The following is a 24,259-nucleotide window of genomic DNA, read 5'->3' on the forward strand; positions in this document are numbered from 1 at the left end:
CCGCCGTGTGCCGCGATCACTCATGTCGTGGCGGGATGGTCGGGGACTGTGCCCCGGAGGGTCCGTCGGGCTGGCGGACAAGAACGTGCTCCTTCAGGTGTCGTGTGTCTCCGGTACAACGCGCGTCACCGCACCGGTGTTCCCGGATTCTACGACCGTGTAGATCAAGCCGCCCGGCTCATTCCGGGCGGGACTCCTCGGCGAGATCCGGCACCAGCCCCCGCATCGCCGCGCACTGGTCCGGGCCCATGAAGCGGGCCAGGGACTCGGTGACCGTCTCGGCGAGCGGGGCGGAGGCCTCTTTCAGCAGGTCGCGCGCCTTGTCGGTGAGGGCGACCTCGACGCCCCGCCTGTCGCCGCAGACCGACCTGCGGGTGACGAGGCCGGCGTGCTGGAGGCAGGCGATCTGGTAGGTCAGGCGGGTCTTCGGACGGCCCAGGAGCTCCGCGACACGCGTCATGCGCAGACCGCCCTCGGGCTGTTCGGCGAGCAGGCACAGGACCAGGAACTCGTCGTGCGAGACGTCCAGCTTCTCCTTCACGACCGCGCGCAGCCGCTGCTCCACCGCTCCCGTCGCGGCCAGCAGCAGCATCCAGGCGCGCAGTTCGGCGGGCAGCAGTCCGCCGGCGCCGAGGGACGGGCATTCGGGCAGGACGGCGCGGTGCTCCTCGGGGTCGGCCATGACGTCGAGTCTACCTGTCGTCCAAATTTGGAGCAGATGGTTGTTCAATTTTGGATTAGCCGTTAGCGTGCCCTTCAGTCATCCAAATTTGAACCACAGAGCAAGGAGGCGATCATGACCGTCGCCGTGGAAACCGGACAGTGGCAGCTCGACGCGACCGCCTCGACCGTCGGCATCCGGCACAAGACCATGTGGGGCCTGGTCACCGTGAAGGGCACGATCGGTGCCGTCAGCGGCACGGGGGAAGTCCGTCCCGACGGGTCCGCCGTCGGCACCCTGACCTTCGACGTCGCCTCCCTGGACACCGGGCACGCCAAGCGCGACACCCACCTGAGGTCGGAGCACTTCTTCGACGCCGGCCACCACCCCGAGATCACCTTCGCGGCCCGCAGCGCCGAGCTCCGCGACGGGGACCGGGTACACGTCATCGGGCAGCTCACCGTGCGCGGCATCAGCAGGCCGCTCTCCCTGGACGCCCGCGTGACGGACCGGGACGCCGGGGGCCTCACCCTGGCCACCGAGTTCACCGTCGACCGCGAGCAGTTCGGCATGGGCTGGAACCAGCTCGGCATGATCCGCGGCCGGGCCACGGTCGCCGCCGCCCTCCGCTTCACCCGGGCCGCGGCCTGAACGCCGCCGTCAGTCCGCCCCGCCGCGCACGGCTTCCTGCACATCCGTGCTCGACAGGGTCTGCGGCGACGCCGTGAACGCACGCAGACGGATCCGGACGCCCGGCCGGGGCAGCGTGAAGCGGCCCGCGGGCGGCCGGAGTTCGTAGCGGGCGGTGGCATGCGCGGGCAGGGTGCGCGGGCCCCGGACCACCCGCCAGTACGGGGCCATGCCCTGACCGGTGGTCAGGGTGAAGTGCGGGCTGAGGGCCGCGTCAGCGGTGTTGGTGACCTGGAGGGCGAGGCGCGAGACGGTCGCCGCGGTGGGGTGCCGGGCCGCCGTGACCCGCATCCGCAGGGGCGGTGTGCCCGTCGCCGCCACCGCCGCTGCGGTCAGCGCCGGAGCCAGCAGCAGGACCGTCGCGGCGATGCGCGCCGTGCGGCGGCGCGGCCCCGGCCACAGACCCGGCAGCCGGCCCGGACGGGGTTGCCAGGCCCCGGCGAACGCCGACGCCGGAGCGGTCACCGCCGCCGCCAGCCACAGCGGCGTCATGAGCAGGTAGTAGCCGTCCTGCGACCGGGTCGCCAGATAGAAGGCGCACCAGGGCAGCACGGTCGCCGCCGGTCCCAGCCGCCGGACGAACAGCACGAACAGCGCGAGCAGCCCGACGAGGAGCAGCAGGCTCGCGCGGGAGTACCAGTCGATCCGGTCGCTGCCGTCCGTCAGGTACAGCGAGACGCCGACCACGCCCTGGCCGTGCAGCACCGCCCCCTGCGTGAGCGGCAGGGCGACCCCGGTGAGCCAGCGCCCCGGCTCGCTCACCATGAAGTACGCGTTGACCAGCAGCCACCCGACGGCCGCGACCCCGGCGAACCGCGCCACCACCAGCGCCGCCGCCCGCCCGCCCAGCTCGCCACGCCGCACCGCGTAGATCCCGGCCAGCAGGAACGGCGCCAGGAACCACGGCAGTTGCTGCGCGGCGCACGCCAGCCCCAGGCACCCGGCCCGCGCCAGACCCGCAGCCCCGAGCCGTCCGCCCGTGCCCGTCCGGGGCCAGCGCACCACCACCGGCACCAGCAACGCCAGCGCCACGATCGCCGGGTAGCCGAGCCGCCCGTACGACGGCAGCATCCCGAAGCCCAGGCACACCAGGGTCGCCGCCGACCGCCACGGCGCCGGCAGCATCCGCCACAGCGCGACCGTCCCGGCGATCAGCGCGCCCGTGCTCACCGCCGTCGCCGGGGTGCCGCCGTGGCCCAGCCACAGCAGCGGTACCGCCAGCAGCGGCGCCAGCGGCGGATAGCCGTACGTCAGGTCGTAGCCGCCGGTCACCGTCGGGGTGAGGGCGACGCCGTGACCGAAGAGCCAGGGCCACGGCTGTCCGTAGACCGGGCGTCCCGCGGCCAGTTCCCGCGCCGCCTGGGTGGTGAGCAGGGCCTCGTCGGAGCCGTTGTGGAGCATGATCCACGCGCACAGGGTGAGCGTCACGCCCGTCACCAGCACACACTTGTCCACCCGCGCCAGCGACCGGGCCCGGCGGACGACCAGGGCCAGCACCCCGCACACCAGGATCGAGGCGTAGCACAGCGAGATCACCGCGGCCACGGCCGGCCGGTGACCGGCCGCCGACGTCCACACAGCCCGAGTACCGATCAGCAGACCGATGTCGGCGAGCAGGGTCAGGACGCGGTGCCACTGGGCCGGGGGAGCCGGCGGCGCCGCAACCCCCGACTGGGTGCGCGGACCGGGCACCACCAGCGTCGTTTCTGCCGAGTACACGTCGCAGGACGCTAATCGCCGCCGGTGAGCGGGACCCGGAGGGAGGTGAAGATTCCGGTGTGATCCGGGTAAGGGCCCCTGCGGGCTCCTCGGTGGCGCCCTTGCGGGCTCCTCGGCGGCCCTGCGGTCCCGTCGGCTCAGTACACGTCCCGCACGTACCGCTTGTCCGCCGCGAGCTGCTTCAGATACGCGGTGGCCTCCGCCTCGCCCAGTCCGCCGTGCGTCACGGCGATGTCCCGCAGCGCCCGGTCCACGTCCTTCGCCATCCTGGAGGCGTCGCCGCACACGTAGAGACGGGCCCCGTCGCGCAGCCAGTGCCACAACTCCGGCCCGTGCTCGCGCATCCGGTCCTGCACGTACACCTTGTTGCGCTGGTCCCGGGAGAAGGCGGTGTCCAGCCGGGTGAGGACGCCCTCGTCGCGCAGCGCCGTCAGTTCGTCCTCGTAGTAGAAGTCCGTCGCCCGGTGCTGCTCTCCGAAGAACAGCCAGTTGGGGGCCCCGTGGCCGAGCGCCCGCCGCTCCTGGAGGAAGCCGACGAAGGGGGCCACGCCGGTGCCCGGGCCGACCATGACCATCGGCGTCGAGGCGTCGGCCGGGGGCCGGAAGTGCGGCGAGCGCTGCACGAACACCGGCACCTCCGTGTCCGGTCCGGCGTCCGCGAGGTACGGCGAGCAGACCCCACCGCGCGCCCGGCCGTGCAGGTTCTCGTACCGCACCACGGACACCGTCAGCGACACCCGGTGGGGATCGGCCAGCGGACTGGACGATATGGAGTACAGCCGCGGCTGGAGCCTGCGCAGCACCCCGGCCCACTCCTCGGCGCTCGCCCGCACCGCGTACTCGGCGAGCACGTCCACCGCCTGCCGGCCCCAGCTCCACTGCGCCAGCCCGTCCTTGTTGTCCGGCCGCAGCAGCCTGCGCAACTCGTGCTTGTCCCGGGCGCGTTCGGCGACGAAGCGGAGCAGGTCGGGGGTGATCCGGGTGATGTCGAGATGCCGGTGCAGGGCCTCGCCGAACGGCACCTCACCGACACCGTCGACCGCCACGGCCGACCCGGCGTCCACCCCGGTCACCGCCAGCCACTCCTCCACCAGGGCGGGCGCGTTGACCGGCCGCACACCGAGGGCGTCCCCGGCCTCGTACGCCAGGTCCGTCCCGCTCGTGTCGAAGGTGAACCGCCGGACCTCCTTGCCCGCACCCGCCCGGCTGAGCAGCCGGTTGCCGACCAGCCGGGCGGTGGTGACGGGCTTGGACCGCGTCCTGGGCTTCCCGGCCGGCACGGCGGTCGTCTCGCCCAGCGCCGACAGCACCTGGTCGAGCCACTGACCGGCGGACGGCTCGAAGTCCGGCTCGCAGTCCGTGCGTGGGGCCAGCCGCACCCCGCCCAGCTCGTCGAGGCGCGCGTCCAGCCGCCGCCCGTGCCCGCAGAAGTCGTCGTAGGAGGAGTCGCCGAAGGCCAGCACGGCGTACCGCACCCCGTCCAGCCGGGGGGCCTGCTCGCCGGAGAGCGCGTCCCACAGGCCGGAGCCGTTGTCGGGCGCGTCGCCGTCCCCGAAGGTGCTGGTGATGAAGAGCAGATCCGCGGTGCGGGCGAGTGTCCCGACATCGGCGTCGTCCATGCCGACGAGGGTCGTACGGTGTCCCGTCGAGGTCAGCCGTTCGGCCGTGGCGGTGGCGAACTCCTCCGCGTTCCCGGTCTGTGAGGCCCAGAGCACGACGACCTCCCGCCCGGAGGGCCGATCCTGCGGCACGTCCGCCCCGGTCCGTGAGTACATGCCGGCGAGCACCCCGTTCACCCACAGCGCGTGCTCGGGGGAGAAGGGCGCGTCGGGCGGCAGCACCGGCACCCCGGGGGCGCCCGAGCCGAGCCCGGCGAGGAAGCCGGTGAGGTATTGGCGCTCCTGGGCGGAGAGCACCGGGGGAGGGGAGGGTTCAAGGCCGAAGGGGTTCGCGCCGCCCGGCGTAGCGGCCGTGGGCGTCACGGCCGTGGGCGTCAGGGCCGGTGTCTCCGGGACGGGCGCCGGGGACGCCACCTTCGCCAGCGACACCGCGCACACCTTGAACTCCGGCTGGAACGACAGCGGATCCACCGCGTCGCTCGTCACCGCGTTGATGCTCAGGTACTCGCCGAACAGGTCGTTCCAGTGGAACGGCGCGAAGCAGCAGCCCTGCCGCACCCGGTCCGTCACCACCGCCGGCAGCACGGCACGCCCGCGCCGCGAGGCGACCTCCACGAGATCGCCGTCGGCGACCCCGAGCGCCGTGGCGTCCGCGGGGTGGAGCTCCACGAACGGCCCCGGGTTCAGCTTGGTGAGCTTGGGGACCTTCCCGGTCTTGGTGAGCGTGTGCCACTGGTGCTGCACCCGCCCGGTGTTGAGCACGAACGGGTAGTCGTCGTCCGGCATCTCGGCGGCGGGCAGCTGCGGCCGCGCGAAGAAGGCGGCCCGCCCGGAGGCCGTCGGAAAGCGCAGCCCCTCCTCGTCCACGTACCGGATCGGGTTGCGCTCCGGACCGTCCTCCCGCGCGGCCGGCCACTGCACGGGCGTTCCACGCAGCCGCTCGTAGGACACCCCGCGCAGGTCCCACCCGGTCTTCGGGTTCCAGAAGCGCTTGATCTCCTCGAAGACCTGCTCGGCGCTGTCGTACGAGAACCCCTTCTCGTAGCCCATGGCGCACGCCACCTCGGCGATGATCCGCCAGTCGGCCATCGCCCCCCCGGGCGGGTCCGCGGCCGGCCGGGTCAGCGTGAGGGTGCGCTCGCTGTTGACGAAGACGCCCTCCGCCTCGGTCCACATCGCGCCCGGCAGGACGACATCGGCGTACGCGTTCGTCTCGGTGTCCGTGAACACGTCCTGCGTGACGACGAACTCGGCGGCCTCCAGACCCTCGATGACGGTGCGGCGGTTGGCGACCGAGGCGACCGGGTTGGTGCAGATGATCCAGCAGGCCTTGATCTCCCCGTCGGCCAGCTGCCGGAACATCTCGACCGTGCCCTGCCCGACCCCGTCGGCGCGCAGCGTCCCGGGCGGCAGCTCCCACACCTCCTCGGCGAAGGCCCGCTCCTCCGGGACGAGCACCGACCGCTGCCCCGGCAGCCCCGGCCCCATGTAGCCCATCTCGCGCCCGCCCATGGCGTTGGGCTGTCCGGTCAGGGAGAACGGCCCGGCGCCCGGACGGCAGATCGCTCCCGTCGCCAGGTGCAGGTTGACCAGGGCGTTGGTGTTCCAGGTGCCGTGGGTGGACTGGTTGAGCCCCATGGTCCAGCAGCTCATCCACTGCCGGCCCGCCTCGCCGATCAGCCGGGCGGCCGTGCGCAGATCGTCCTCCGCGATCCCTGTGATCTCCGCGACCGCGGCCGGGGCGTAGTCGGCGAGGAACCCGGGCAGCTCCTCCCAGCCCTCGGTGTGGTCCGCGACGAACTCCGGGTCGGTGTGCCCGTTCTCCAGCAGCAGGTGCAGCAGGCCGTTCAGCAACGCGAGGTCGGTACCCGGCCTGACCTGGAGGAACAGATCGGCCTTCGCGGCGGTCGCGGTCCGCCTCGGGTCGACGACGATCAGCTTGGCGCCCGCCTTGACCCGCTCCATCATCCGCAGGAACAGGATCGGATGGCAGTCGGCCATGTTCGACCCGATGACGAGGAAGGCGTCCGCCCGGTCGAAGTCCTCGTACGACCCGGGCGGCCCGTCCGCGCCCAGCGACAGCTTGTAGCCGGTGCCCGCGCTCGCCATGCACAGCCGTGAGTTCGACTCGATCCGGTTCGTCCCCACGAACCCCTTGGCCAGCTTGTTGGCCAGGTACTGCGCCTCCAGGCTCATCTGCCCGGAGACGTAGAAGGCGACCGCGTCCGGCCCGTGCTCGTCGATGATCGCCCGTAGCCGCGCGGCGGTCCCGGCGATCGCGTCGGCCACGGGCGCCGGGGCCGCCTCCTCGCCCCGGTCGTCCCGCACGAGCGCACTGGTCAGCCGCCCGGGCGCGGCGAGCATGTCGGCGGTGGTCGCGCCCTTGGTGCACAGCCGGCCCGCGTTCGCGGGGTGCGCCTTGTCACCCGACGCCTTCAGCACCTTGCGCCGCCCGTCCGGGCCCGCACCGACATCCAGCACCAGGCCGCAGCCCACACCGCAGTACGAGCAGACGGTGCGCACCCGCTGCGTCTGCTGCTGCGGCCGGGGGGTCGTGGTCATGCCGTCGACGGTACGAACGTCCCGTTACGCAGGTGTCACATCACTCGATCACGAGCAGTTACGCCGGTCACACAGCCGCCTTTTGGCCGTTGTGAGGTGCATTGAGGTCGCTGAGCGTGTCGCTGTTGGGCCGAACGGGTGACTCTGCGCAAGAATTGCCCGATGCAGACAGCGAGCGCGAGCCAGGACGGAGCATGCCGGTGAACAGCCACGATGTCACCGACGAACAGTGGGAGGGGCTCGCCCAGGTCGTGCCGCTGCGAGGCCGGGACGCCTGGCCGTCCTCCGTCGGCCACCGGTCCATACCCGAGGCCGAGACGGAGACCCGCCGTCGTTTCGTCGTCCTGCGGGTGAACGTCTTCGCCGACGCCCGTGACGTCGCCGAGCGGCTGATGGCGGGCGTCCCCGTCCTCCTCGACCTCACCGGCGCGGAGACGGAGGTCGCCAAGCGGGTCCTCGACTTCAGCACGGGTGTCGTCTTCGGCCTGGCGAGCGGGATGCACCGGGTGGACCGCAACGTGTTCCTGCTGACTCCGGCGGGGACCGAGGTGACGGGCCTGATGGAGGGAGCGGGCCTCCCCGGGGCGTGACCGACGGGGTGGACGCCGGTGTGACCACCGGGTGGACGTGGGTGTGACCGCGGGAGTGACCGCCGTAGCGACCGTCGACGTGACCGTAGCCCGATCGTAGGAAGCCCCCGGAGACGGAACGGTTCGTCCTGCCGCCGGAGCCCTACCGTCCGGGCATGACCCACCCCGCCCTCCCCGACCGCCCGCGCGTCACCGAACTGCGCCTGGCCGCCTTCACCGCCCACCGCCGCGCCGCGTTCCCGCTCGGGCCCCTCACTCTCCTCGCCGGCCCCAGCGGCAGCGGCAAGACCAGCGCGCTGCGGGCGTACGAGGCCCTCGCCCGGCTCGGGGGCGGCGCCCGGCTCGGCGAGGCGTTCCCCGACCCCACCGCCTGCGTTCCGGAACGGGCCCGGCCCGACGCCCAGGGCCGCCGCGGTTTTCGCATCGGCTGTACGGCCGACGGCCCAGCGGGCCCGGTCCGCCTCGACGTGGCCGTGCAGGCCGAGCCCGAACTGCGGGTCGTGGGCGAGCGGTTGACGTCCGACGGGCTGGTCCTCCTGGAGACCGCCCTGCGCGACCCGGGCAAGCGTGCCGTGCAGGCCGCCTGGCACACGGCCGGACCGACACCGGTGACCCGCGGCCCGCTCCCGGACGACCGGCTCGGCACCGCCCTGCTGCCGCTGCGCGTGGCCGGCAAGACGTCCGGGCAGCGCAGGGTGCTGGCGGCCGCCGAGCAGATGGTCGTCGCGCTGCGCTCCGCCTTCGCCGTCGACCCCCAACCCGCCCGCATGCGCGGCCCCGTGGCGGCCGGCTCCGGCCGGCTGCTGGGTGGCTGCGGCAACCTCGCCGACGTGCTGTGGCGGACCCGCGCCGAGTGCGGGCGGCGGCACGCGCAGTTCGTGGCGGCGGTGCGGGCGGGGTGCGCGGGGCCGGTGACGGATGTGCTCGCCCGGGCGGAGGAGGCCACGGGAACGATCCGCGCCGCGCTCGACCGGGGCGACGGCGTCCGCACGGACCTGCGACGGCTCGGCGACGGCGAACTGCGCTACGTGGCCCTCGCGCTGGTCCTGCTGACCGGGCCGGGCGTGCTGGAGGTCGACCCGGCCGGCGAGGTGCCCGCCGCGCTCCAGACGCTCACGGTCCTCGCCGACGGCTTCGACCGGGGCCTGGACGGACGGCAGCGTCTCGAACTGCTGCGGCTGGCGGCCCGGATGTGCGAGCGGGGGCACATCCGGCTGGTCGGCGCGGTCAGCGACGGCTCCTGGGCCGCCGGGACGGAGGGGGCCACGGTGGTACACCTGGACCGTGACTGATCCCCTGGACGTGGCCGCACTACAGCGCCGCCTGGCCGATTTCGCTGCCGCGCGGAACTGGCAGCAGTACCACACCCCCAAGAACCTGGCCGCCGCGCTCAGCGTCGAGGCCTCCGAACTGGTCGAGATCTTCCAGTGGCTGACGCCCGAGGAGTCGGCCCGGGTCATGGCCGACCCGGACACCGCGCACCGCGTCACCGACGAGGTCGCCGACGTGCTCGCGTATCTGCTCCAGCTGTGCGAGGTGCTCGGCATCGACCCGCTGGCGGCGCTGGACGCGAAGATCGACCGGAACGAGCGGAGGTTCCCGATCTAGCGGCACCGCCCCACCGCCTGGAGCGATGAAGTCCACTTGTACGCTGTGTAATCAAATCACCGCTCGAATCCGAATCGTTGTCCGCAATTTTCCACCTTCCTCTGGCTTTTCGTCTCACACCCCTTCACTCTGGGTAGTGAACAAGGGAGTGCGGGCAGACGGACGCGCGCAGCGCGTCGGACAAGACGGGGGCAGCGCATGGAAGCGGTGCGGCTCATCGTGACGAGCAGGCGGTCCCTGGCGGCGGGCGGCGGCGCGCGGGAGACCCTGGCCGAGGTGTGGCAGGCGCAGGCCCTCGCGCAGGCCATAGGCAGCCGCCTCGCGGTCGCCGGACCGCCGGAACTGCGCGGCGAGGCACTGGGGTTGACGGAGCTGGCGGGCCGGGGCTGCGGCGTCCTCGACCCGCCGGAACTGGCCCCCGGTGAGCTGCGGGCGGGCCAGCTCACCGAGTTGGGCGACGCCCGCCACACCCTGATGTACCTCGGCGGCCTCCTCGGCGAGGTCGGCATCGCCCTCGTCGCCCTGGCCAGCTCCGCCGACGACGAGGGCACATACTGGCAGTGCATGGAGGCCATCGACGCGGCGGACGAGTCCCGCGACCGCGTCCTGGAAATGCTCCGCAGACTCGCGGACCGGGAACAGGCGCTGCCGGAGCGGGAGGCGGGGTGAGGCGGGCGGGGAGAGCTCCTGAACCGCCCGCCGCTAACCCGCCTGCCCCTCCTCGACGGCCCCGCGCTCGGCGTCCCCCGCGGCCTGAAGGTCCGCGTCCAGCGCCGACAGGTCCGCGTTCAACGCCGCCATCAGCTCCTCCATCTGCTGCAACAGCCCTTTCGGCTGCCCGCTTCCGCCCTGCTGCGGCACGGTCTCTTCGGACATGACGGCCTCCTCGGCCCCTGGCCCCCGGGGAGGCCGACACGGGTGACGCCCCGGCGGTCCACCCCCGGTGCGGAAGCCGGGGGCTCCGGCTCCGCCCGAGCCAACGATCACCATCGGGGCCGGTCACTGGCCGGGCCGGGCGGCGGCTGCGGTATTGACGTAATTTCACCCGACCGGGGAGCGGCGTGGACGGGGGACCGATCCCGTGATCGCACACCCCGGCGTGCAGGATGGAAGCATGGATCTTCGCATCTTCACCGAGCCCCAGCAGGGGGCCACCTACGACACTCTGCTCGCCGTCGCCAAGGCCACCGAGGACCTCGGCTTCGACGCCTTCTTCCGTTCCGACCACTACCTCCGCATGGGCACCGTGGACGGCCTGCCCGGCCCGACCGACGCCTGGATCACCCTGGCCGGACTCGCCCGGGAGACCAAGCGCATCCGGCTCGGCACCCTGATGACCGCCGGCACCTTCCGGCTGCCCGGCGTGCTCGCCATCCAGGTCGCCCAGGTCGACCAGATGTCCGGCGGCCGGGTCGAACTCGGCCTCGGCGCGGGCTGGTTCGAGGAGGAGCACAGGGCCTACGGCATTCCCTTCCCCAAGGAGAAGTTCGCCCGCCTGGAAGAGCAGCTGGAGATCGTCACCGGCCTGTGGGCGACGGAGCCCGGCAAGACCTTCGACTTCCACGGCACCTACTACGACCTCACGGACTCTCCCGCCCTGCCCAAGCCCGCGCAGCGGAAGATCCCCGTGCTCGTCGGCGGCCACGGCCCTTCCCGCACCCCGCGGCTGGCCGCCAGGTACGCCGACGAGTTCAACATGCCGTTCGCCTCCGTCGAGGACAGCGAGCGCCAGTTCGGCCGGGTCCGCGCGGCAGCCGAGGAAGCGGGCCGCGGCGGCGACGAGCTGACGTACTCCAACGCCCTTGTCGTCTGCGTCGGCCGGGACGACGCGGAGGTCGCCCGCCGGGCCGCCGCGATCGGCCGCGAGGTGGACGAGCTGAAGCGCAACGGCCTGGCCGGCTCCCCGGCCGAGGTCGTCGACAAGATCGGCCGCTACGCCGAGATCGGCTCCCGCCGCATCTACCTCCAGGTCCTCGACCTGGACGACCTCGACCACCTTGAGCTGATCTCCGCGCAGGTGCAGTCGCAGCTGTCGTAGAGGGCCCGCCCGACCGCCCTCGATAAACGAAGGCGCTGGTGGGCACAGGTGTGCGAAGCTGTGGGCGTCGTCCTGCCGAGCCCCCAGGATCACCGTCCTGGGGGCTCTCGCACGTACGGCACCAAGACATCCACCCAGCCGGAGAGGCCCTCCGCATGTTCCTGACGATCACTACCACCGGCACGCCTGAGCGCCCCGCCACCGACCTCGGCTACCTGCTGCACAAGCATCCCGACAAGGCGCAGGCGTTCTCCACCTCCTACGGCACGGCCCACGTCCTCTACCCCGAGGCGGAAACCGGGCGCTGCACGGCGGCGCTGCTGCTGGAGGTCGAAGCGGTGGCACTGGTCAGGCGCGGCAAGGGCAAGGGCCGCGGAGGCGCCCCCGACGCGGCACTAGCGCAGTACGTCAACGACCGCCCCTACGCGGCCTCCTCCCTGCTCGCCGTGGCGCTGAGCAGCGTCTTCTCCAGCGCGATGAAGGGCGTCTGCAACGCCCGGCCGGAGCTGCCCGGCCAGGCCAGGCCACTGCGCGTCGAGGTGCCCGCGCTGCCCGCCCGGGGCGGCCCCGACCTCGTACGCAAGCTCTTCGAGCCGCTCGGCTGGACCGTCACCGCCGCACCCGTGCCGCTGGACACGGAGTTCCCCGACTGGGGCGACTCGCGGTACGTGAGCCTGGTCCTGGAATCGGACGCGCTCACCCTCGCCGAGGCCCTGCGGCACCTCTACGTCCTGCTCCCCGTCCTGGACGACGCCAAGCACTACTGGGTCGCTCCCGACGAGGTCGACAAGCTGCTGCGCGTCGGCGAGGGCTGGCTGCCCGCGCACCCGGAGCAGCGGCTGATCACCAGCCGCTACCTGTCGCGCCGCTGGTCGCTGACCCGGCAGGCCACCGAGCGCCTGGAACTGGTGCGCCTCGCCGAGACCGACGACAGCGAGGTCGAGGAAATCGACAACGCGGTCGAGGCGGAGACCGAGACCGAGGAGAAGCCGACCCCGCTGGCCGTGCAGCGCCGCGAGGCGATCGTCACGGCGCTCCGGCAGTCCGGCGCCGCCCGCGTCCTCGATCTCGGCTGCGGGCAGGGCCAGTTGGTGCAGACCCTGCTCAAGGACCCGGCGTTCACCGAGATCGTCGGTGTCGACGTGTCGATGCGCGCCCTCACCATCGCCTCCCGGCGGCTCAAGCTGGACCGCATGGGCGAGAGGCAGGCCTCCCGCGTCCAGCTCTTCCAGGGCTCCCTCGCCTACACCGACGTCCGGCTCAAGGGCTACGACGCCGCCGTGCTCAGCGAGGTCATCGAGCACCTCGACCTGCCCCGGCTGCCTGCCCTGGAGTACGCGGTGTTCGGCTCGGCCCGGCCGAGGACGGTCCTCGTGACCACCCCCAACGTCGAGTACAACGTGCGCTGGGAGTCCCTCCCGGCCGGCCACGTCCGGCACGGCGACCACCGCTTCGAGTGGACCCGCGCGGAGTTCCGGGCCTGGGCGGAGGCGGTGGCCGGACGGCACGGCTACGGCGTGGGGTTCGTCGCCGTCGGCCCCGACGACCCCGAGGTGGGGCCGCCCACCCAGATGGCCGTGTTCACGATGACCAGCCCGAAGGAGGCGAAGGCGGCATGACCGACACACAGCAGGGGCGCGTGCTGCCCGTCACCGACCTGTCCCTGGTGGTGCTGGTCGGGGCCACCGGCTCCGGCAAGTCCACCTTCGCCCGCAGGCACTTCAAGCCCACCGAGGTCATCTCGTCCGACTTCTGCCGCGGCCTCGTCTCGGACGACGAGAACGACCAGAGCGCCACCAAGGACGCCTTCGACGTCCTGCACTACATCGCGGGCAAGCGCCTGGCCGCCGGCCGCCGCACCGTCGTGGACGCGACCAGCGTGCAGTCCGACGCCCGCCGCCAGCTCATCGACCTGGCCAAGCGGTACGACGTACTGCCCATCGCGATCGTGCTCGACGTGCCCGAGGAGGTGTGCGCCGAACGCAACGCGGCCCGCACCGACCGCGCCGACATGCCCCGCCGGGTCATCCACCGCCACACCCGCGAACTGCGCCGCTCGCTGCGGCACCTGGAGCGCGAGGGCTTCCGCAAGGTGCACATCCTGCGGGGCGTGGAGGAGGTCGAGCACGCCACGGTCGTCACCGAGAAGCGCTTCAACGACCTCACCCACCTCACGGGCCCGTTCGACATCATCGGCGACATCCACGGCTGCGCCGCCGAACTGGAGGCGCTGCTCGCCAAGCTGGGCTACGTCGACGGCGTCCACCCGGAGGGCCGTACGGCCGTCTTCGTCGGCGACCTGGTCGACCGCGGCCCGGACAGCCCCGGGGTGCTGCGCCGCGTGATGGCGATGGTGAAGTCCGGCAACGCCCTGTGCGTGCCCGGCAACCACGAGAACAAGTACGGCCGCTACCTGCGCGGCCGCAAGGTCCAGCACACCCACGGCCTCGCCGAGACCATCGAGCAGATGGCCGGCGAGAGCGATGAGTTCCTCGCCGAGGTACGGGAGTTCCTCGACGGCCTCGTCAGCCACTACGTCCTCGACGGCGGCCGGCTGGTCGTCTGCCACGCCGGTCTGCCCGAGAAGTACCACGGCCGCACCTCCGGGCGCGTCCGCAGCCACGCCCTGTACGGCGACACCACCGGGGAGACCGACGAGTTCGGCCTGCCCGTGCGCTACCCGTGGGCCGAGGACTACCGGGGCCGGGCCGCCGTCGTCTACGGCCACACCCCGGTGCCGGAGGCCACCTGGCTCAACAACACCATCTGCCTGGACACCGGCGCGGTCTTCGGCGGCAAGCTCACCGCCCTGCGCTGGCCGGAGCGCGAGCTGGCCGAGGTCCCGGCGGAGCAGGTCTGGTACGAGCCGACGAAGCCGCTGCGCTCCGAGGCACCCGGCGGGCAGGACGGCCGCCCGCTGGACCTGGCGGACGTGCGGGGCCGCAGGGTCGTGGAGACCCGGCACCAGGGCCGCGTCGCGATCCGCGAGGAGAACGCGGCGGCGGCCCTGGAGGTCATGAGCCGCTTTGCGGTGGATCCGCGGCTGCTGCCGTACCTCCCGCCGACCATGGCCCCGACGGCCACGAGTCACGTCGAGGGCTACCTGGAGCACCCCGAGGAGGCCTTCGCCCAGTACAAGGACGACGGTGTCGCCCGGGTCGTGTGCGAGGAGAAGCACATGGGCTCGCGGGCGGTAGTCCTGGTGTGCCGCGACGCGGAGGCCGCACGCAAGCGGTTCGGCGTGGACGGGCCCACCGGATCCCTCTACACCCGTACCGGACGCCCCTTCCTCGACGACGACGCGCTCACCGAGGAGATCCTCGACCGGGTGCGCACGGCGGCCGGCGAGGCCGGCCTCTGGGACGAGCTGGAGACGGACTGGCTGCTGCTGGACGCCGAGCTGATGCCCTGGTCGCTGAAGGCGTCCGGGCTCCTGCGCTCGCAGTACGCCGCAGTGGGCGCCGCCTCCGGCGCGGTGCTCCCGCAGGCCCTGAGCGCCCTCCAGGGCGCGGCGGCGCGCGGCGTGGACGTGGCGGGCCTGCTGACCCGCACCGGTGAACGCGCCACTGACGCGGCCGCCTTCACCGAGGCCTACCGCCGCTACTGCTGGACCACCGACGGCCTGGACGGCGTGCGCCTTGCGCCGTTCCAGATCCTCGCGGTCCAGGGACGCAGCCTCACCGGGCTGCCGCACGACGAGCAGCTCGCCCTGCTCGACCGGCTCGTCGAGCACGACGGCAGCGGTCTTCTGCAGACCACCCGGCGGCTCTACGTCGACACGGCCGACCCGGAGTCGGTGCGGGCGGGCGTCGACTGGTGGCTGGAGATGACCGGCCGGGGCGGCGAGGGCATGGTGGTCAAGCCGGTCGGCGCGGTGGTCCGCGACGGCCAGGGCCGCCTGGTGCAGCCCGGCATCAAGTGCCGCGGCCGCGAGTACCTGCGGATCATCTACGGTCCGGAGTACACGCGCCCGGAGAACCTCGCCCGCCTGCGCTCGCGGTTCCTCAACCACAAGCGCTCCCTGGCGATCCGCGAGTACGCCCTGGGCCTGGAGGCCCTGGACCGGCTGGCCGAGGGCGAGCCGCTGTGGCGGGTGCACGAGGCGGTGTTCGGGGTGCTGGCGCTGGAGTCGGAGCCGGTCGACCCGAGGCTGTGAGCCGGTGGCCACACGATTCCGGCCAGGCTTGTCCCGCCTGGGACACTCCTGGCCGGACGTCGTCCTTCAGGTCCCGTTCGTCCCGCACGTCCCGGCCGGACACGCGCACCCATGGCTCCGCCACGCGTCCCACCGTGCCGCGCACCCCGGGCGGGCACCTCGCCGCCGGTGACGCCGCCCCGCTTGTCGTCGCCGCGACGAGAACTGGCGGTCACGGAAACGGTCGAGGAGCGCGTCAATACGCCCTTCGATGGTCAGGATGGAGGCATGGCATACCACGTCCACTCCGAGGCCGGGCGGCTGCGCCGCGTCATCCTGCACCGGCCCGATCTCGAGCTCAAAAGGCTCACCCCCAGCAACAAGACCTCGCTGCTCTTCGACGACGTGCTGTGGGTGCGCAGGGCCCGCGCCGAGCACGACGGGTTCGCCGACGTGCTGCGGGACCGGGGCGTCGCCGTCCACCTCTTCGGCGACCTGCTGGCCGAGACACTTGAGGTCCCGGCGGCCAGATCCCTCGTCCTGGAGCGGGTCTTCGACGAGAAGGAGTACGGTCCGCTGGCCACCGACCCGCTCAGAGCCGCCTTCGAGAACATGACCGCGCGGGAGCTGGCCGAGGTCCTGGTCGGCGGCATGACGAAACGCGAGTTCCTCGACGTGCACCCGGAGCCGACCTCCGTGCGCTTCCACGTCATGGAGCTGGACGACTTCCTGCTGGGCCCGCTGCCCAACCACCTCTTCACCCGCGACACCTCCGCCTGGATCTACGACGGCGTGTCCATCAACGCCATGCGCTGGCCCGCCCGGCAGCGCGAGACCGTGCACTTCGAGGCGATCTACCGGCACCACCCGCTGTTCCGCGACGAGACGTTCCACGAGTGGTCGAAGGGACAGACGGACTACCCCTCCACCATCGAGGGCGGGGACGTGCTGGTCATCGGCAACGGGGCGGTGCTCATCGGCATGAGCGAGCGCACCACTCCGCAGGCCGTGGAGATGCTCGCGCACAAGCTGTTCGCCGCCGGGTCCGCCGAGACGATCGTGGCCCTCGACATGCCCAAGCGGCGTGCCTTCATGCACCTCGACACCGTGATGACCATGGTCGACGGTGACACCTTCACCCAGTACGCGGGCCTCGGCATGCTCCGCTCGTACACCATCGAGCCGGGCGTCGGAGAGAAGGAACTGAAGGTCACCGACCATCCGCCGGAGCACATGCACCGCGCGATCGCCGCCGCGCTCGGCCTGAACGAGATCCGCGTGCTGACCGCCACCCAGGACGTGCACGCGGCCGAGCGCGAGCAGTGGGACGACGGGTGCAACGTCCTCGCCGTCGAACCCGGGGTCGTGGTCGCCTACGAGCGGAACTCCACGACCAACACCCATCTGCGCAAGCAGGGCATCGAGGTGATAGAGATCCCGGGCAGCGAGCTGGGGCGGGGGAGGGGCGGGCCGCGGTGCATGAGCTGCCCGGTCGAACGCGACCCTGTATAGACATGCTGGAGTTCGTATAGTATTCCAGCATCTGTGTCCCCGTATCCCTGGAGCGTCCTCATGGCGACTGTCCCGACCGCCCTCGCCGGCCGCCACCTCCTCAAGGAGCTGGACCTGACCGAGAAGGAGTTCCGCGGTCTGGTCGAGCTGGCCGCCGAGCTGAAGGCCGCCAAGAAGGCCGGGGCCGAGACCCAGTACCTGCGGGGCCGGAACATCGCGCTGATCTTCGAGAAGACCTCCACCCGCACCCGCTGCGCGTTCGAGGTCGCGGCCGCCGACCAGGGCGCCTCGACCACGTACCTCGACCCCTCCGGCTCGCAGATCGGGCACAAGGAGTCGGTCAAGGACACCGCGCGGGTGCTGGGCCGGATGTACGACGCGATCGAGTACCGGGGCGACAGCCAGCAGAAGGTGGAGGAACTGGCGGCGCACGCCGGTGTCCCCGTCTACAACGGGCTCACCGACGACTGGCACCCCACCCAGATGCTCGCCGACGTGCTGACCATGACCGAGCACTGCGCCAAGCCGCTGACCGAGGTCTCCTTCGCCTATCTGGGCGACGCCCGCTTCAACATGGGCAACTCCTACCTGGTCACCGGCGCCCTGCTCGGCATGGACGTCCGTCTCGTCGCGCCGAAGGAGTACTGGCCGGCCGAGGAGGTCGTCGACCGGGCCCGTTCCCTCGCCGCCGGCAGCGGCGCCCGCATCACGCTCACCGAGACGGTGGACGACGGCGTGCGCGGCGCCGACTTCGTGGCCACGGACGTCTGGGTCTCCATGGGTGAGCCGAAGGAGGTCTGGGCCGAGCGCATCGCCGCCCTCGCCCCGTATGCCGTGACCATGGACGTCCTGCACGCCACCGGCAACCCGGAGGTGAAGTTCCTGCACTGCCTGCCCGCGTTCCACGACCTCGGCACCAAGGTCGGCCAGGAGATCCACGCGGCCCACGACCTGGAGTACCTGGAGGTCTCCGACGAGGTCTTCGAGTCGGCCCACTCGGTCGTCTTCGACGAGGCGGAGAACCGGATGCACACCATCAAGGCGGTCTTGGTGGCAACCCTCGCCTGAACAGGCCTTATGCTGACCGGCGGCCCGGAGCCACCCCTTCTCCGCGGCCGCCGCGCGACGAACCCGTCGCATCCCGCACCACCAGAAACGAGCACCACCCGCATGCCCCGCTTCAAGTCGTCCCATCTCCTGGTGGCCGAATCCGGCGCCGACCGCGAAGGCCACGGCCTCCGGCGCACGATGGGCCTCTTCCAGCTCGTCTGCTTCGGCGTCGGTGCCATCGTCGGCACCGGCATCTTCGTCGGCCTTTCCGACTCGGTCGCCCAGGCCGGTCCGGGCGTCGTCGTCTCCTTCCTGCTCGCCGCGATCACCTGCGTCTTCACCGCGTTCGCCTTCGCCGAGCTCGGCGGCGCGATCCCGGTCTCCGGCTCCTCGTACTCCTTCGCCTACGCCGGTCTCGGCGAGGGCACGGCCTTCCTCGTCGGCTGGTGCCTGCTGCTGGAGTACGGCGTCTCGGTCTCCGCGGTGGCGGTCGGCTGGAGCCAGTACGTCAACGAACTCCTCGACAGCCTCGTCGGACTGCACCTGCCCACCGCCCTGTCGGCCGGTCCGGGCGAGGGCGGCGTGGTGAACCTCCCGGCTGTGATCGTCATCGCCATGGCCGCGGTCCTGCTGGTCCGCGGGGTGCGCGAGAGTGCCCGGGCCACGGCGGCGATGGCCGTGCTGAAGCTCGCCGTCCTGGTGGCCTTCGTCGCGATCGGCTTCACCGCGTTCGAGGACGGCAACCTCACGCCGTTCTCGCCCACGGGCCTGGCCGGCATCGGGGCGGGCACGACCGCCGCCTTCTTCTCGTACATCGGCTTCGACGCGATCACCACCGCCGGTGAGGAGGCGAAGAACCCCCGCCGGGACATCCCCGTCGCGATCCTCGTCTGCATCGGGCTGGTCACGCTGCTCTACTGCGCCGTCGCGCTCGCCGCGATCGGCGCCATCGGCGGCGACGCGGTCGGCGGCCGTCCGGCGGCCCTCTCCTACGTCGTCAACCAGGTCACCGGCTCCACCGTCGGCGGCGGGGTGATCGCCTTCGGAGCGGTCGTCGCCATCGCCTCGGTCGTCCTCGCCGTGATGTACGGCCAGACCCGGATCCTGATGTCCATGTCCCGCGACGGGCTGATCCCGCGCGTCTTCGAGAAGGTCTCGCCGAAGACCTCCACGCCTGTCGCCGGCACGCTGATCGTGGCGGTCGTCTTCGCGATCCCCGCCGCCTTCGCCCCGCTGGACGCGGTGGTCAACCTGTGCACCATCGGCACCCTCGCCACCATGGCCGTGGTCAACATCGCGGTCATCGCCCTGCGCCGCCGTGAGCCGGGCCTGGCCCGCACCTTCCGGGTGCCGCTGTACCCCGTCACCCCGCTGCTCGGCGTCGGCTTCTGCCTGTACCTGATGTACGAGACGGGTGCGACGACCTGGATTCAGTTCGCCGGGTTCCTCGCGGTCGGCACCGCCCTGTACCTGCTCTACGGGCGCCGGAACTCCCGGCTCGCCGCGGTCACGCCGACGGACGCCGCTGAGCCGGTACGAGAGGCAGTCTGAACCAGACCGCCTTGCCGGACTCGGTCGGCCGGTGCCCGCAGGAGGAGCTCAGGGCGCGGATCAGCAGCAGCCCGCGCCCGTGCTCCTGCCAGGGGTCGGGCGGTCCGCCGGCCGGACAGGTGAGGTCGCCCGGCGGGGCCGGGTCGGCGTCGTGGACCTCGACCTGGCAGCCCGACGGCAACAGCTCCACGACCAGCTCTATCGGCGACTCGCCCGTGGTGTGCTCCACCGCGTTGGCCACCAGCTCCGCCGTGAGCAGCTCCGCGGTGTCGCAGTCCGCCCCGCGCTCCAGCTCGGCCAGCGCCGTACGGACCAGGGCACGGGCCACGGGCACCGCCGCTGCGGTGTGCGGCAGCGCGATGCGCCAGGAGGCGGGAGCTGAGGGGAGTTCGTACACGGCGGGTCCGTTCATGGAGCAGGACATCCTGCTTTCAACCTGATGAATGGTACGGCGCCGCTCTCCGGGGACGTCCGAGGGGCACCGCCGGAGGCGCCCTTGCCTCCTTGCCGACGGCTTACCCAGGTGAACGCGGCGCCGCGCACAGCTGCTCCCGCCGTTACGCCGGTGTGGACGATCTGTGACGGATGTGACCGGCCCGGGGCACGCCGGGCCCACACCGGAGTCCTACCCGGACGGTCTATCGCGCACTCATGACGACAGTCACGGATGAGTGATAGCTTCGGAGGGTAGAGCTCAGTGAGGCAGTGCCCGCCCGAGGAGGCCGCACGTCATGAGTCCCTTCACCGGCTCCGCCGCCCGCACCCCCGGCTGGGAGCATCTGCGCGTCGAGGTCGCCGACGGCGTCGCGACCGTCACCCTCGCCCGCCCCGAGAAGCTCAACGCGCTCACCTTCGGCGCCTACGCCGACCTGCGCGACCTGCTCGCGGAGCTGTCCCGGGAGCGGTCCGTACGGGCCCTGGTGCTGGCCGGCGAGGGCCGCGGCTTCTGCTCCGGCGGCGACGTCGACGAGATCATCGGCGCCACCCTCGGCATGGACACCGCCCAGCTCCTGGACTTCAACCGGATGACCGGCCAGGTGGTCCGGGCGATCCGGGAGTGCCCGTTCCCCGTCATCGCGTCGCTGCACGGCGTGGCGGCGGGCGCCGGAGCGGTGCTCGCCCTGGCCGCGGACTTCCGCGTCGCCGACCCCACCGCCCGCTTCGCCTTCCTCTTCACCCGCGTCGGCCTCTCCGGCGGCGACATGGGCGCGGCCTACCTGCTGCCCCGGGTCGTCGGACTGGGCCACGCGACGCGCCTGCTGATGCTGGGCGACCCGGTCCGCGCCGTCGAGGCGGAGCGCATCGGCCTGATCAGCGAGCTGACGGAGGAGGGCCGGACGGACGAGACCGCACGGCAACTGGCGCGGCGCCTGGCGGAGGGCCCGGCCCTGGCGTACGCCCAGACCAAGGCCCTTCTGACGTCCGAGCTGGACATGCCCCTGGCGGCCTCGATCGAACTCGACGCCTCGACGCAGGCGCTCCTGATGACGGGCGAGGACTACGCGGAATTCCACGCGGCTTTCACGGAGAAGCGCCCCCCGAAATGGAGCGGACGATAGTGGACGTGCCTGAAGGGGCGCGGGGAACTGCGCGACAAGCCACCACGCGCCCGCAGCCGCACCACGACACCAGCCGCCCCCTGCGCGTCGCGATCACCGGCGGCGGCCCCGGCGGCCTCTACGCCGCCGCCCTCCTCAAACGCCTGGACCCGGAACGGCAGATCACCGTCTGGGAACGCAACGCCCCCGACGACACCTTCGGCTTCGGCGTGGTCCTCTCCGACGAAACCCTCGGCGGCATAGAGCACGCCGACCCGGACGTCTACGAGGCACTCCAGCGGCACTTCACCCGCTGGGACGACATCGACATCGTCCACCGCGACATCCGCCACACCTCCTCGGGCCACGGGTTCGCCGCCCTCGGCCGCCGGCGCCTCCTGGAGATCCTCCACACCCGCTGCCGCGACCTCGGTGTCGACCTCCGTTTCCGCACCGAGGCCCCGGAAGACCTGCCCCGCACCCACGACCTGGTCATCGCAGCGGACGGCGTCCACAGCACCACCCGCGAGAGGCACGCGGACGTCTTCCGCCCCCGCGTGACGAACCACCGCTGCCGCTACATCTGGCTCGCCGCCGACTTCCCCTTCGACTCCTTCCGCTTCGAGATCGCCGAGACCGAACACGGCGTGATGCAGCTCCACGGCTACCCCTACGCCCCCGACGCCTCGACGGTGATCATCGAGATGCGCGAGGAGGTCTGGCGCGCGGCCGGTTTCGACGAACTCGACGAGGCGGAGTCGGTCGAGCGCTGCGCCAAGATCTTCGCGGAGGCGCTCCGCGACCGCCCCCTGAAGTCGAACAACTCCGCGTGGACGACGTTCCGCACGGTCGTCAACGACCGCTGGTCGCACGGCAACGTCGTCCTCCTCGGGGACGCCGCCCACACGGCCCACTTCTCCATCGGCTCCGGCACCAAGCTCGCCGTCGAGGACGCGCTCGCCCTGGCCGCCTGTCTGGAGGAGCGGGACACCCTGCCCGAGGCCCTGGCCGCCTACGAGGCGGAGCGGCGCCCCGTCGTCGCCTCCACCCAGCGTGCCGCCCGGGCCAGCCTGGAGTGGTTCGAGAACATCGCCCTCTACCTGGACCAGCCGCCCCGCCAGTTCGCCTTCAACCTGCTCACCCGCAGCCGCCGCGTCACCCACGACAACCTGCGGCTGCGCGACGCCCGCTTCACGGAGACGGTGGAGCGCGAGTTCGGCTGCCCGCCCGGCACGCCCCCGATGTTCACCCCGTTCCGGCTGCGCGGCCTGACCCTGCGCAACCGGGTCGTCGTCTCTCCCATGGACATGTACTCGGCCGTCGACGGCGTCCCCGGCGACTTCCACCTCGTCCACCTGGGCGCGCGGGCGCTGGGCGGGGCCGGGCTGGTGATGACGGAGATGGTGTGCGTCAGCGAGGAGGGCCGGATCACGCCGGGCTGCGCCGGCCTCTACACCGGCCGGCAGGCCGAGGCCTGGAAGCGGATCACGAACTTCGTGCACGACCGGGCCCCCGGCACCGCGATCGGCGTACAGCTCGGCCACAGCGGCCGCAAGGGCTCCACGAAACTGATGTGGGAGGGCATGGACGAGCCGCTGGAGGAGGGCAACTGGCCGCTTGTGGCCCCCTCGGCGCTGCCCTACAAGGAGTTCAGCCAGACACCCCGCGAGCTGTCCCGGGCCCAGCTCACCGACATCCGGGAGCAGTTCGCGGCAGCCGCGGTGCGCGCCGCCCGGGCCGGCTTCGACCTGCTCGAACTGCACTGCGCGCACGGCTACCTGCTGTCCGGGTTCCTCTCTCCGCTGACCAACCGGCGCACCGACGCCTACGGCGGTTCCCTGGAGAAGCGGCTCCGCTTCCCGCTGGAGGTCTTCGACGCCGTACGGAACGTGTGGCCGGGGGAGCGGCCGATGACCGTCCGCATCTCCGCGACCGACTGGGCCGAGGGCGGCACGAGCGCCGAGGACGCCGTCGAGATCGCCCGGGCCTTCGCCGCGCATGGCGCCGACGCGATCGACGTGTCGACCGGCCAGGTCGTGGCGGACGAGCAACCGGAGTTCGGACGGTCGTACCAGACGCCCTTCGCGGACCGCATCCGCCACACCACCGGCATCCCCGTGATCGCCGTCGGCGCGATCTCCTCCTGGGACGACGTCAACTCCCTGATCCTCGCGGGCCGCACCGACCTCTGCGCCCTCGCCCGCCCGCACCTCTACGACCCCCACTGGACCCTGCACGCGGCGGCCGAGCAGGGCTACACAGGGCCGGGCGCGACCTGGCCGGCCCCGTACCGTGCGGGCAGCCGCCGCCCCCAGACGGGCCGCACCGACGCGCCGAAACCGCGGCTGAGTCTCGGAAGCGGTGACGCCCGCGGAGGTTAGGATCCGAGGCATGGCCATGACCATGGACGCCGTGGACCGGTTCGAGGCCTTCCGACCGCGCCTGGAGGCCGTCGCCTACCGGCTGCTCGGTTCGGCGAGCGAGGCCGAGGACGCCGTGCAGGAGACGTTCCTGCGCTGGCAGGGCGCCGACCCCGACCGCATCGAGGTCCCCGAGGCGTGGCTGACGAAGGTCCTCACCAACCTGTGCCTCAACCAGCTCACCTCGGCCCGTGCGCGCCGCGAGACATACGTTGGCCAGCGGCTGCCCGAGCCGCTGCTCGCCGGGGACCGGATGCTCGGGCCCGCCGACACCGCCGAGCAGGCCGCCGACGCCATCGTGGCCCGCCTGACCGGCGGCAGGGTCCCGACTGTGCCGGTGCGCCCGGTATTCATCCGCAGTGCTCCAGGTTCCACCCCGGGGTGAAGCGAATCTCATGCCTGCGACGCGGAGCGTCGCGGTGTCGTTCCGGTGGAGCCGGACTGTGTGCGGTGACGGTGAGAGGTCGCTCGAATGTTCCCGGTGACGGTACTCGTTCGACCTGCCTAGTGTGATCGTCATGCAGCTCCGGTACGCCTTCCGCGTGTATCCGGATGCCGGTCAGCGG

18 protein-coding genes and 1 pseudogene are annotated in these 24,259 nt (G+C 72.2%); 14 read left to right on the forward strand and 5 right to left on the reverse strand.

Going from position 1 to position 24,259, the window contains the following annotated elements:
* Nucleotides 1–178 precede the first annotated feature (178 nt).
* On the reverse strand, nucleotides 179–682 hold the full coding sequence (locus tag OO68_RS12770) for a MarR family winged helix-turn-helix transcriptional regulator (protein WP_033308411.1): 504 nt from the start codon (nucleotides 680–682) through the stop codon (nucleotides 179–181).
* A 114-nt stretch (nucleotides 683–796) separates the two neighbouring features.
* Between OO68_RS12770 and OO68_RS12775 the strand changes: the two genes are divergently transcribed.
* Nucleotides 797–1,312 carry a YceI family protein gene (locus OO68_RS12775; RefSeq protein ID WP_033308412.1) on the forward strand — a complete coding sequence of 172 codons (516 nt, stop codon included), beginning with the start codon at nucleotides 797–799 and terminating at the stop codon, nucleotides 1,310–1,312.
* A 9-nt stretch (nucleotides 1,313–1,321) separates the two neighbouring features.
* On the opposite strand, the gene OO68_RS12780 is transcribed toward OO68_RS12775, so the two are convergent.
* On the reverse strand, nucleotides 1,322–3,070 hold the full coding sequence (locus tag OO68_RS12780; protein WP_245236955.1) for a hypothetical protein: 1,749 nt from the start codon (nucleotides 3,068–3,070) through the stop codon (nucleotides 1,322–1,324).
* A 137-nt stretch (nucleotides 3,071–3,207) separates the two neighbouring features.
* Nucleotides 3,208–7,251: a molybdopterin-dependent oxidoreductase gene (locus OO68_RS12785; RefSeq protein WP_033308413.1), complete on the reverse strand. Its 4,044-nt coding sequence runs from the start codon at nucleotides 7,249–7,251 to the stop codon at nucleotides 3,208–3,210.
* Nucleotides 7,252–7,445: 194 nt separating this feature from the next.
* On the opposite strand from OO68_RS12785, the gene OO68_RS12790 reads away from it, so the two are divergent.
* The 4 genes from OO68_RS12790 to OO68_RS12805 all read left to right on the forward strand — a co-directional run bounded on the left by OO68_RS12790 (nucleotide 7,446) and on the right by OO68_RS12805 (nucleotide 10,118).
* On the forward strand, nucleotides 7,446–7,841 hold the full coding sequence (locus tag OO68_RS12790; protein ID WP_033308414.1) for a cell division protein SepF: 396 nt from the start codon (nucleotides 7,446–7,448) through the stop codon (nucleotides 7,839–7,841).
* Between the two features lie 155 nt (nucleotides 7,842–7,996).
* Complete coding sequence (locus OO68_RS12795) at nucleotides 7,997–9,133, forward strand: AAA family ATPase (RefSeq protein WP_033308415.1); 1,137 nt, start codon at nucleotides 7,997–7,999, stop codon at nucleotides 9,131–9,133.
* Nucleotides 9,126–9,449 (forward strand): nucleotide pyrophosphohydrolase, encoded by a 324-nt coding sequence (locus OO68_RS12800; RefSeq protein ID WP_033308416.1) that lies wholly within the window; start codon nucleotides 9,126–9,128, stop codon nucleotides 9,447–9,449. Before OO68_RS12795 ends, OO68_RS12800 begins: the two co-directional genes overlap by 8 nt.
* A 198-nt stretch (nucleotides 9,450–9,647) precedes the next feature.
* The gene (locus OO68_RS12805; protein WP_033308417.1) at nucleotides 9,648–10,118 is read left to right on the forward strand and encodes a DUF6099 family protein; all 471 of its coding nucleotides are present in this window, start codon (nucleotides 9,648–9,650) and stop codon (nucleotides 10,116–10,118) included.
* A 33-nt stretch (nucleotides 10,119–10,151) separates the two neighbouring features.
* Here the strand turns inward: OO68_RS12805 and OO68_RS46765 are convergent, their stop codons facing one another.
* Nucleotides 10,152–10,325, reverse strand: a complete 174-nt coding sequence (locus OO68_RS46765; protein WP_167345887.1) for a hypothetical protein — start codon at nucleotides 10,323–10,325, stop codon at nucleotides 10,152–10,154.
* Between the two features lie 238 nt (nucleotides 10,326–10,563).
* On the opposite strand from OO68_RS46765, the gene OO68_RS12810 reads away from it, so the two are divergent.
* The 6 genes from OO68_RS12810 (at nucleotide 10,564) to OO68_RS12835 (ending at nucleotide 19,735) form a co-directional block, all read left to right on the forward strand.
* Nucleotides 10,564–11,487: an LLM class F420-dependent oxidoreductase gene (locus OO68_RS12810; RefSeq protein ID WP_033308418.1), complete on the forward strand. Its 924-nt coding sequence runs from the start codon at nucleotides 10,564–10,566 to the stop codon at nucleotides 11,485–11,487.
* A 155-nt stretch (nucleotides 11,488–11,642) separates the two neighbouring features.
* On the forward strand, nucleotides 11,643–13,106 hold the full coding sequence (locus OO68_RS12815; RefSeq protein ID WP_033308419.1) for a 3' terminal RNA ribose 2'-O-methyltransferase Hen1: 1,464 nt from the start codon (nucleotides 11,643–11,645) through the stop codon (nucleotides 13,104–13,106).
* Complete coding sequence (locus tag OO68_RS12820; RefSeq protein ID WP_033308420.1) at nucleotides 13,103–15,643, forward strand: polynucleotide kinase-phosphatase; 2,541 nt, start codon at nucleotides 13,103–13,105, stop codon at nucleotides 15,641–15,643. Before OO68_RS12815 ends, OO68_RS12820 begins: the two co-directional genes overlap by 4 nt.
* Nucleotides 15,644–15,910: 267 nt before the next feature.
* Complete coding sequence (locus OO68_RS12825) at nucleotides 15,911–17,134, forward strand: arginine deiminase (RefSeq protein ID WP_033308421.1); 1,224 nt, start codon at nucleotides 15,911–15,913, stop codon at nucleotides 17,132–17,134.
* 60 nt (nucleotides 17,135–17,194) lie between these two features.
* A complete protein-coding gene (gene argF / locus OO68_RS12830) occupies nucleotides 17,195–18,202 on the forward strand; it encodes an ornithine carbamoyltransferase (RefSeq protein WP_033308422.1) in 1,008 nt (335 codons plus the stop codon).
* A gap of 102 nt (nucleotides 18,203–18,304) precedes the next feature.
* On the forward strand, nucleotides 18,305–19,735 hold the full coding sequence (locus tag OO68_RS12835) for an amino acid permease (protein ID WP_033308423.1): 1,431 nt from the start codon (nucleotides 18,305–18,307) through the stop codon (nucleotides 19,733–19,735).
* Here OO68_RS12835 and OO68_RS12840 read toward each other — a convergent pair.
* Nucleotides 19,692–20,159 carry an ATP-binding protein gene (locus OO68_RS12840; RefSeq protein WP_033308424.1) on the reverse strand — a complete coding sequence of 156 codons (468 nt, stop codon included), beginning with the start codon at nucleotides 20,157–20,159 and terminating at the stop codon, nucleotides 19,692–19,694. The genes OO68_RS12835 and OO68_RS12840 overlap by 44 nt on opposite strands.
* 307 nt (nucleotides 20,160–20,466) lie before the next feature.
* Here OO68_RS12840 and OO68_RS12845 point away from each other — a divergent pair, with 307 nt between their 5' ends.
* The 3 genes and pseudogenes from OO68_RS12845 to OO68_RS12855 all read left to right on the forward strand — a co-directional run.
* On the forward strand, nucleotides 20,467–21,294 hold the full coding sequence (locus OO68_RS12845; RefSeq protein ID WP_033308425.1) for an enoyl-CoA hydratase family protein: 828 nt from the start codon (nucleotides 20,467–20,469) through the stop codon (nucleotides 21,292–21,294).
* Nucleotides 21,279–23,654 carry a bifunctional salicylyl-CoA 5-hydroxylase/oxidoreductase gene (locus OO68_RS12850; protein WP_033308426.1) on the forward strand — a complete coding sequence of 792 codons (2,376 nt, stop codon included), beginning with the start codon at nucleotides 21,279–21,281 and terminating at the stop codon, nucleotides 23,652–23,654. The genes OO68_RS12845 and OO68_RS12850 overlap by 16 nt, the downstream gene beginning before the upstream one ends.
* Before the next feature lie 10 nt (nucleotides 23,655–23,664).
* Nucleotides 23,665–24,006, forward strand: a pseudogene (locus tag OO68_RS12855) (sigma factor); the annotation flags it as partial.
* Nucleotides 24,007–24,259: the final 253 nt, after the last annotated feature.

The sequence above is a fragment of the Streptomyces iakyrus genome, from assembly GCF_000717055.1.
GTDB lineage: Bacteria > Actinomycetota > Actinomycetes > Streptomycetales > Streptomycetaceae > Streptomyces > Streptomyces iakyrus.

What these genes read in the sequence shown, in the direction of transcription:
- OO68_RS12770 (WP_033308411.1), bottom strand. Translation starts at nt 682, where the DNA reads ATGGCCGACCCCGAGGAGCACCGCGCCGTCCTGCCCGAATGCCCGTCC.
- OO68_RS12775 (WP_033308412.1), top strand. Translation starts at nt 797, where the DNA reads ATGACCGTCGCCGTGGAAACCGGACAGTGGCAGCTCGACGCGACCGCC.
- OO68_RS12785 (WP_033308413.1), bottom strand. Translation starts at nt 7,251, where the DNA reads ATGACCACGACCCCCCGGCCGCAGCAGCAGACGCAGCGGGTGCGCACC.
- OO68_RS12790 (WP_033308414.1), top strand. Translation starts at nt 7,446, where the DNA reads ATGCCGGTGAACAGCCACGATGTCACCGACGAACAGTGGGAGGGGCTC.
- OO68_RS12795 (WP_033308415.1), top strand. Translation starts at nt 7,997, where the DNA reads ATGACCCACCCCGCCCTCCCCGACCGCCCGCGCGTCACCGAACTGCGC.
- OO68_RS12805 (WP_033308417.1), top strand. Translation starts at nt 9,648, where the DNA reads ATGGAAGCGGTGCGGCTCATCGTGACGAGCAGGCGGTCCCTGGCGGCG.
- OO68_RS46765 (WP_167345887.1), bottom strand. Translation starts at nt 10,325, where the DNA reads ATGTCCGAAGAGACCGTGCCGCAGCAGGGCGGAAGCGGGCAGCCGAAA.
- OO68_RS12810 (WP_033308418.1), top strand. Translation starts at nt 10,564, where the DNA reads ATGGATCTTCGCATCTTCACCGAGCCCCAGCAGGGGGCCACCTACGAC.
- OO68_RS12815 (WP_033308419.1), top strand. Translation starts at nt 11,643, where the DNA reads ATGTTCCTGACGATCACTACCACCGGCACGCCTGAGCGCCCCGCCACC.
- OO68_RS12820 (WP_033308420.1), top strand. Translation starts at nt 13,103, where the DNA reads ATGACCGACACACAGCAGGGGCGCGTGCTGCCCGTCACCGACCTGTCC.
- OO68_RS12825 (WP_033308421.1), top strand. Translation starts at nt 15,911, where the DNA reads ATGGCATACCACGTCCACTCCGAGGCCGGGCGGCTGCGCCGCGTCATC.
- argF (WP_033308422.1), top strand. Translation starts at nt 17,195, where the DNA reads ATGGCGACTGTCCCGACCGCCCTCGCCGGCCGCCACCTCCTCAAGGAG.
- OO68_RS12835 (WP_033308423.1), top strand. Translation starts at nt 18,305, where the DNA reads ATGCCCCGCTTCAAGTCGTCCCATCTCCTGGTGGCCGAATCCGGCGCC.
- OO68_RS12840 (WP_033308424.1), bottom strand. Translation starts at nt 20,159, where the DNA reads ATGTCCTGCTCCATGAACGGACCCGCCGTGTACGAACTCCCCTCAGCT.
- OO68_RS12845 (WP_033308425.1), top strand. Translation starts at nt 20,467, where the DNA reads ATGAGTCCCTTCACCGGCTCCGCCGCCCGCACCCCCGGCTGGGAGCAT.
- OO68_RS12850 (WP_033308426.1), top strand. Translation starts at nt 21,279, where the DNA reads ATGGAGCGGACGATAGTGGACGTGCCTGAAGGGGCGCGGGGAACTGCG.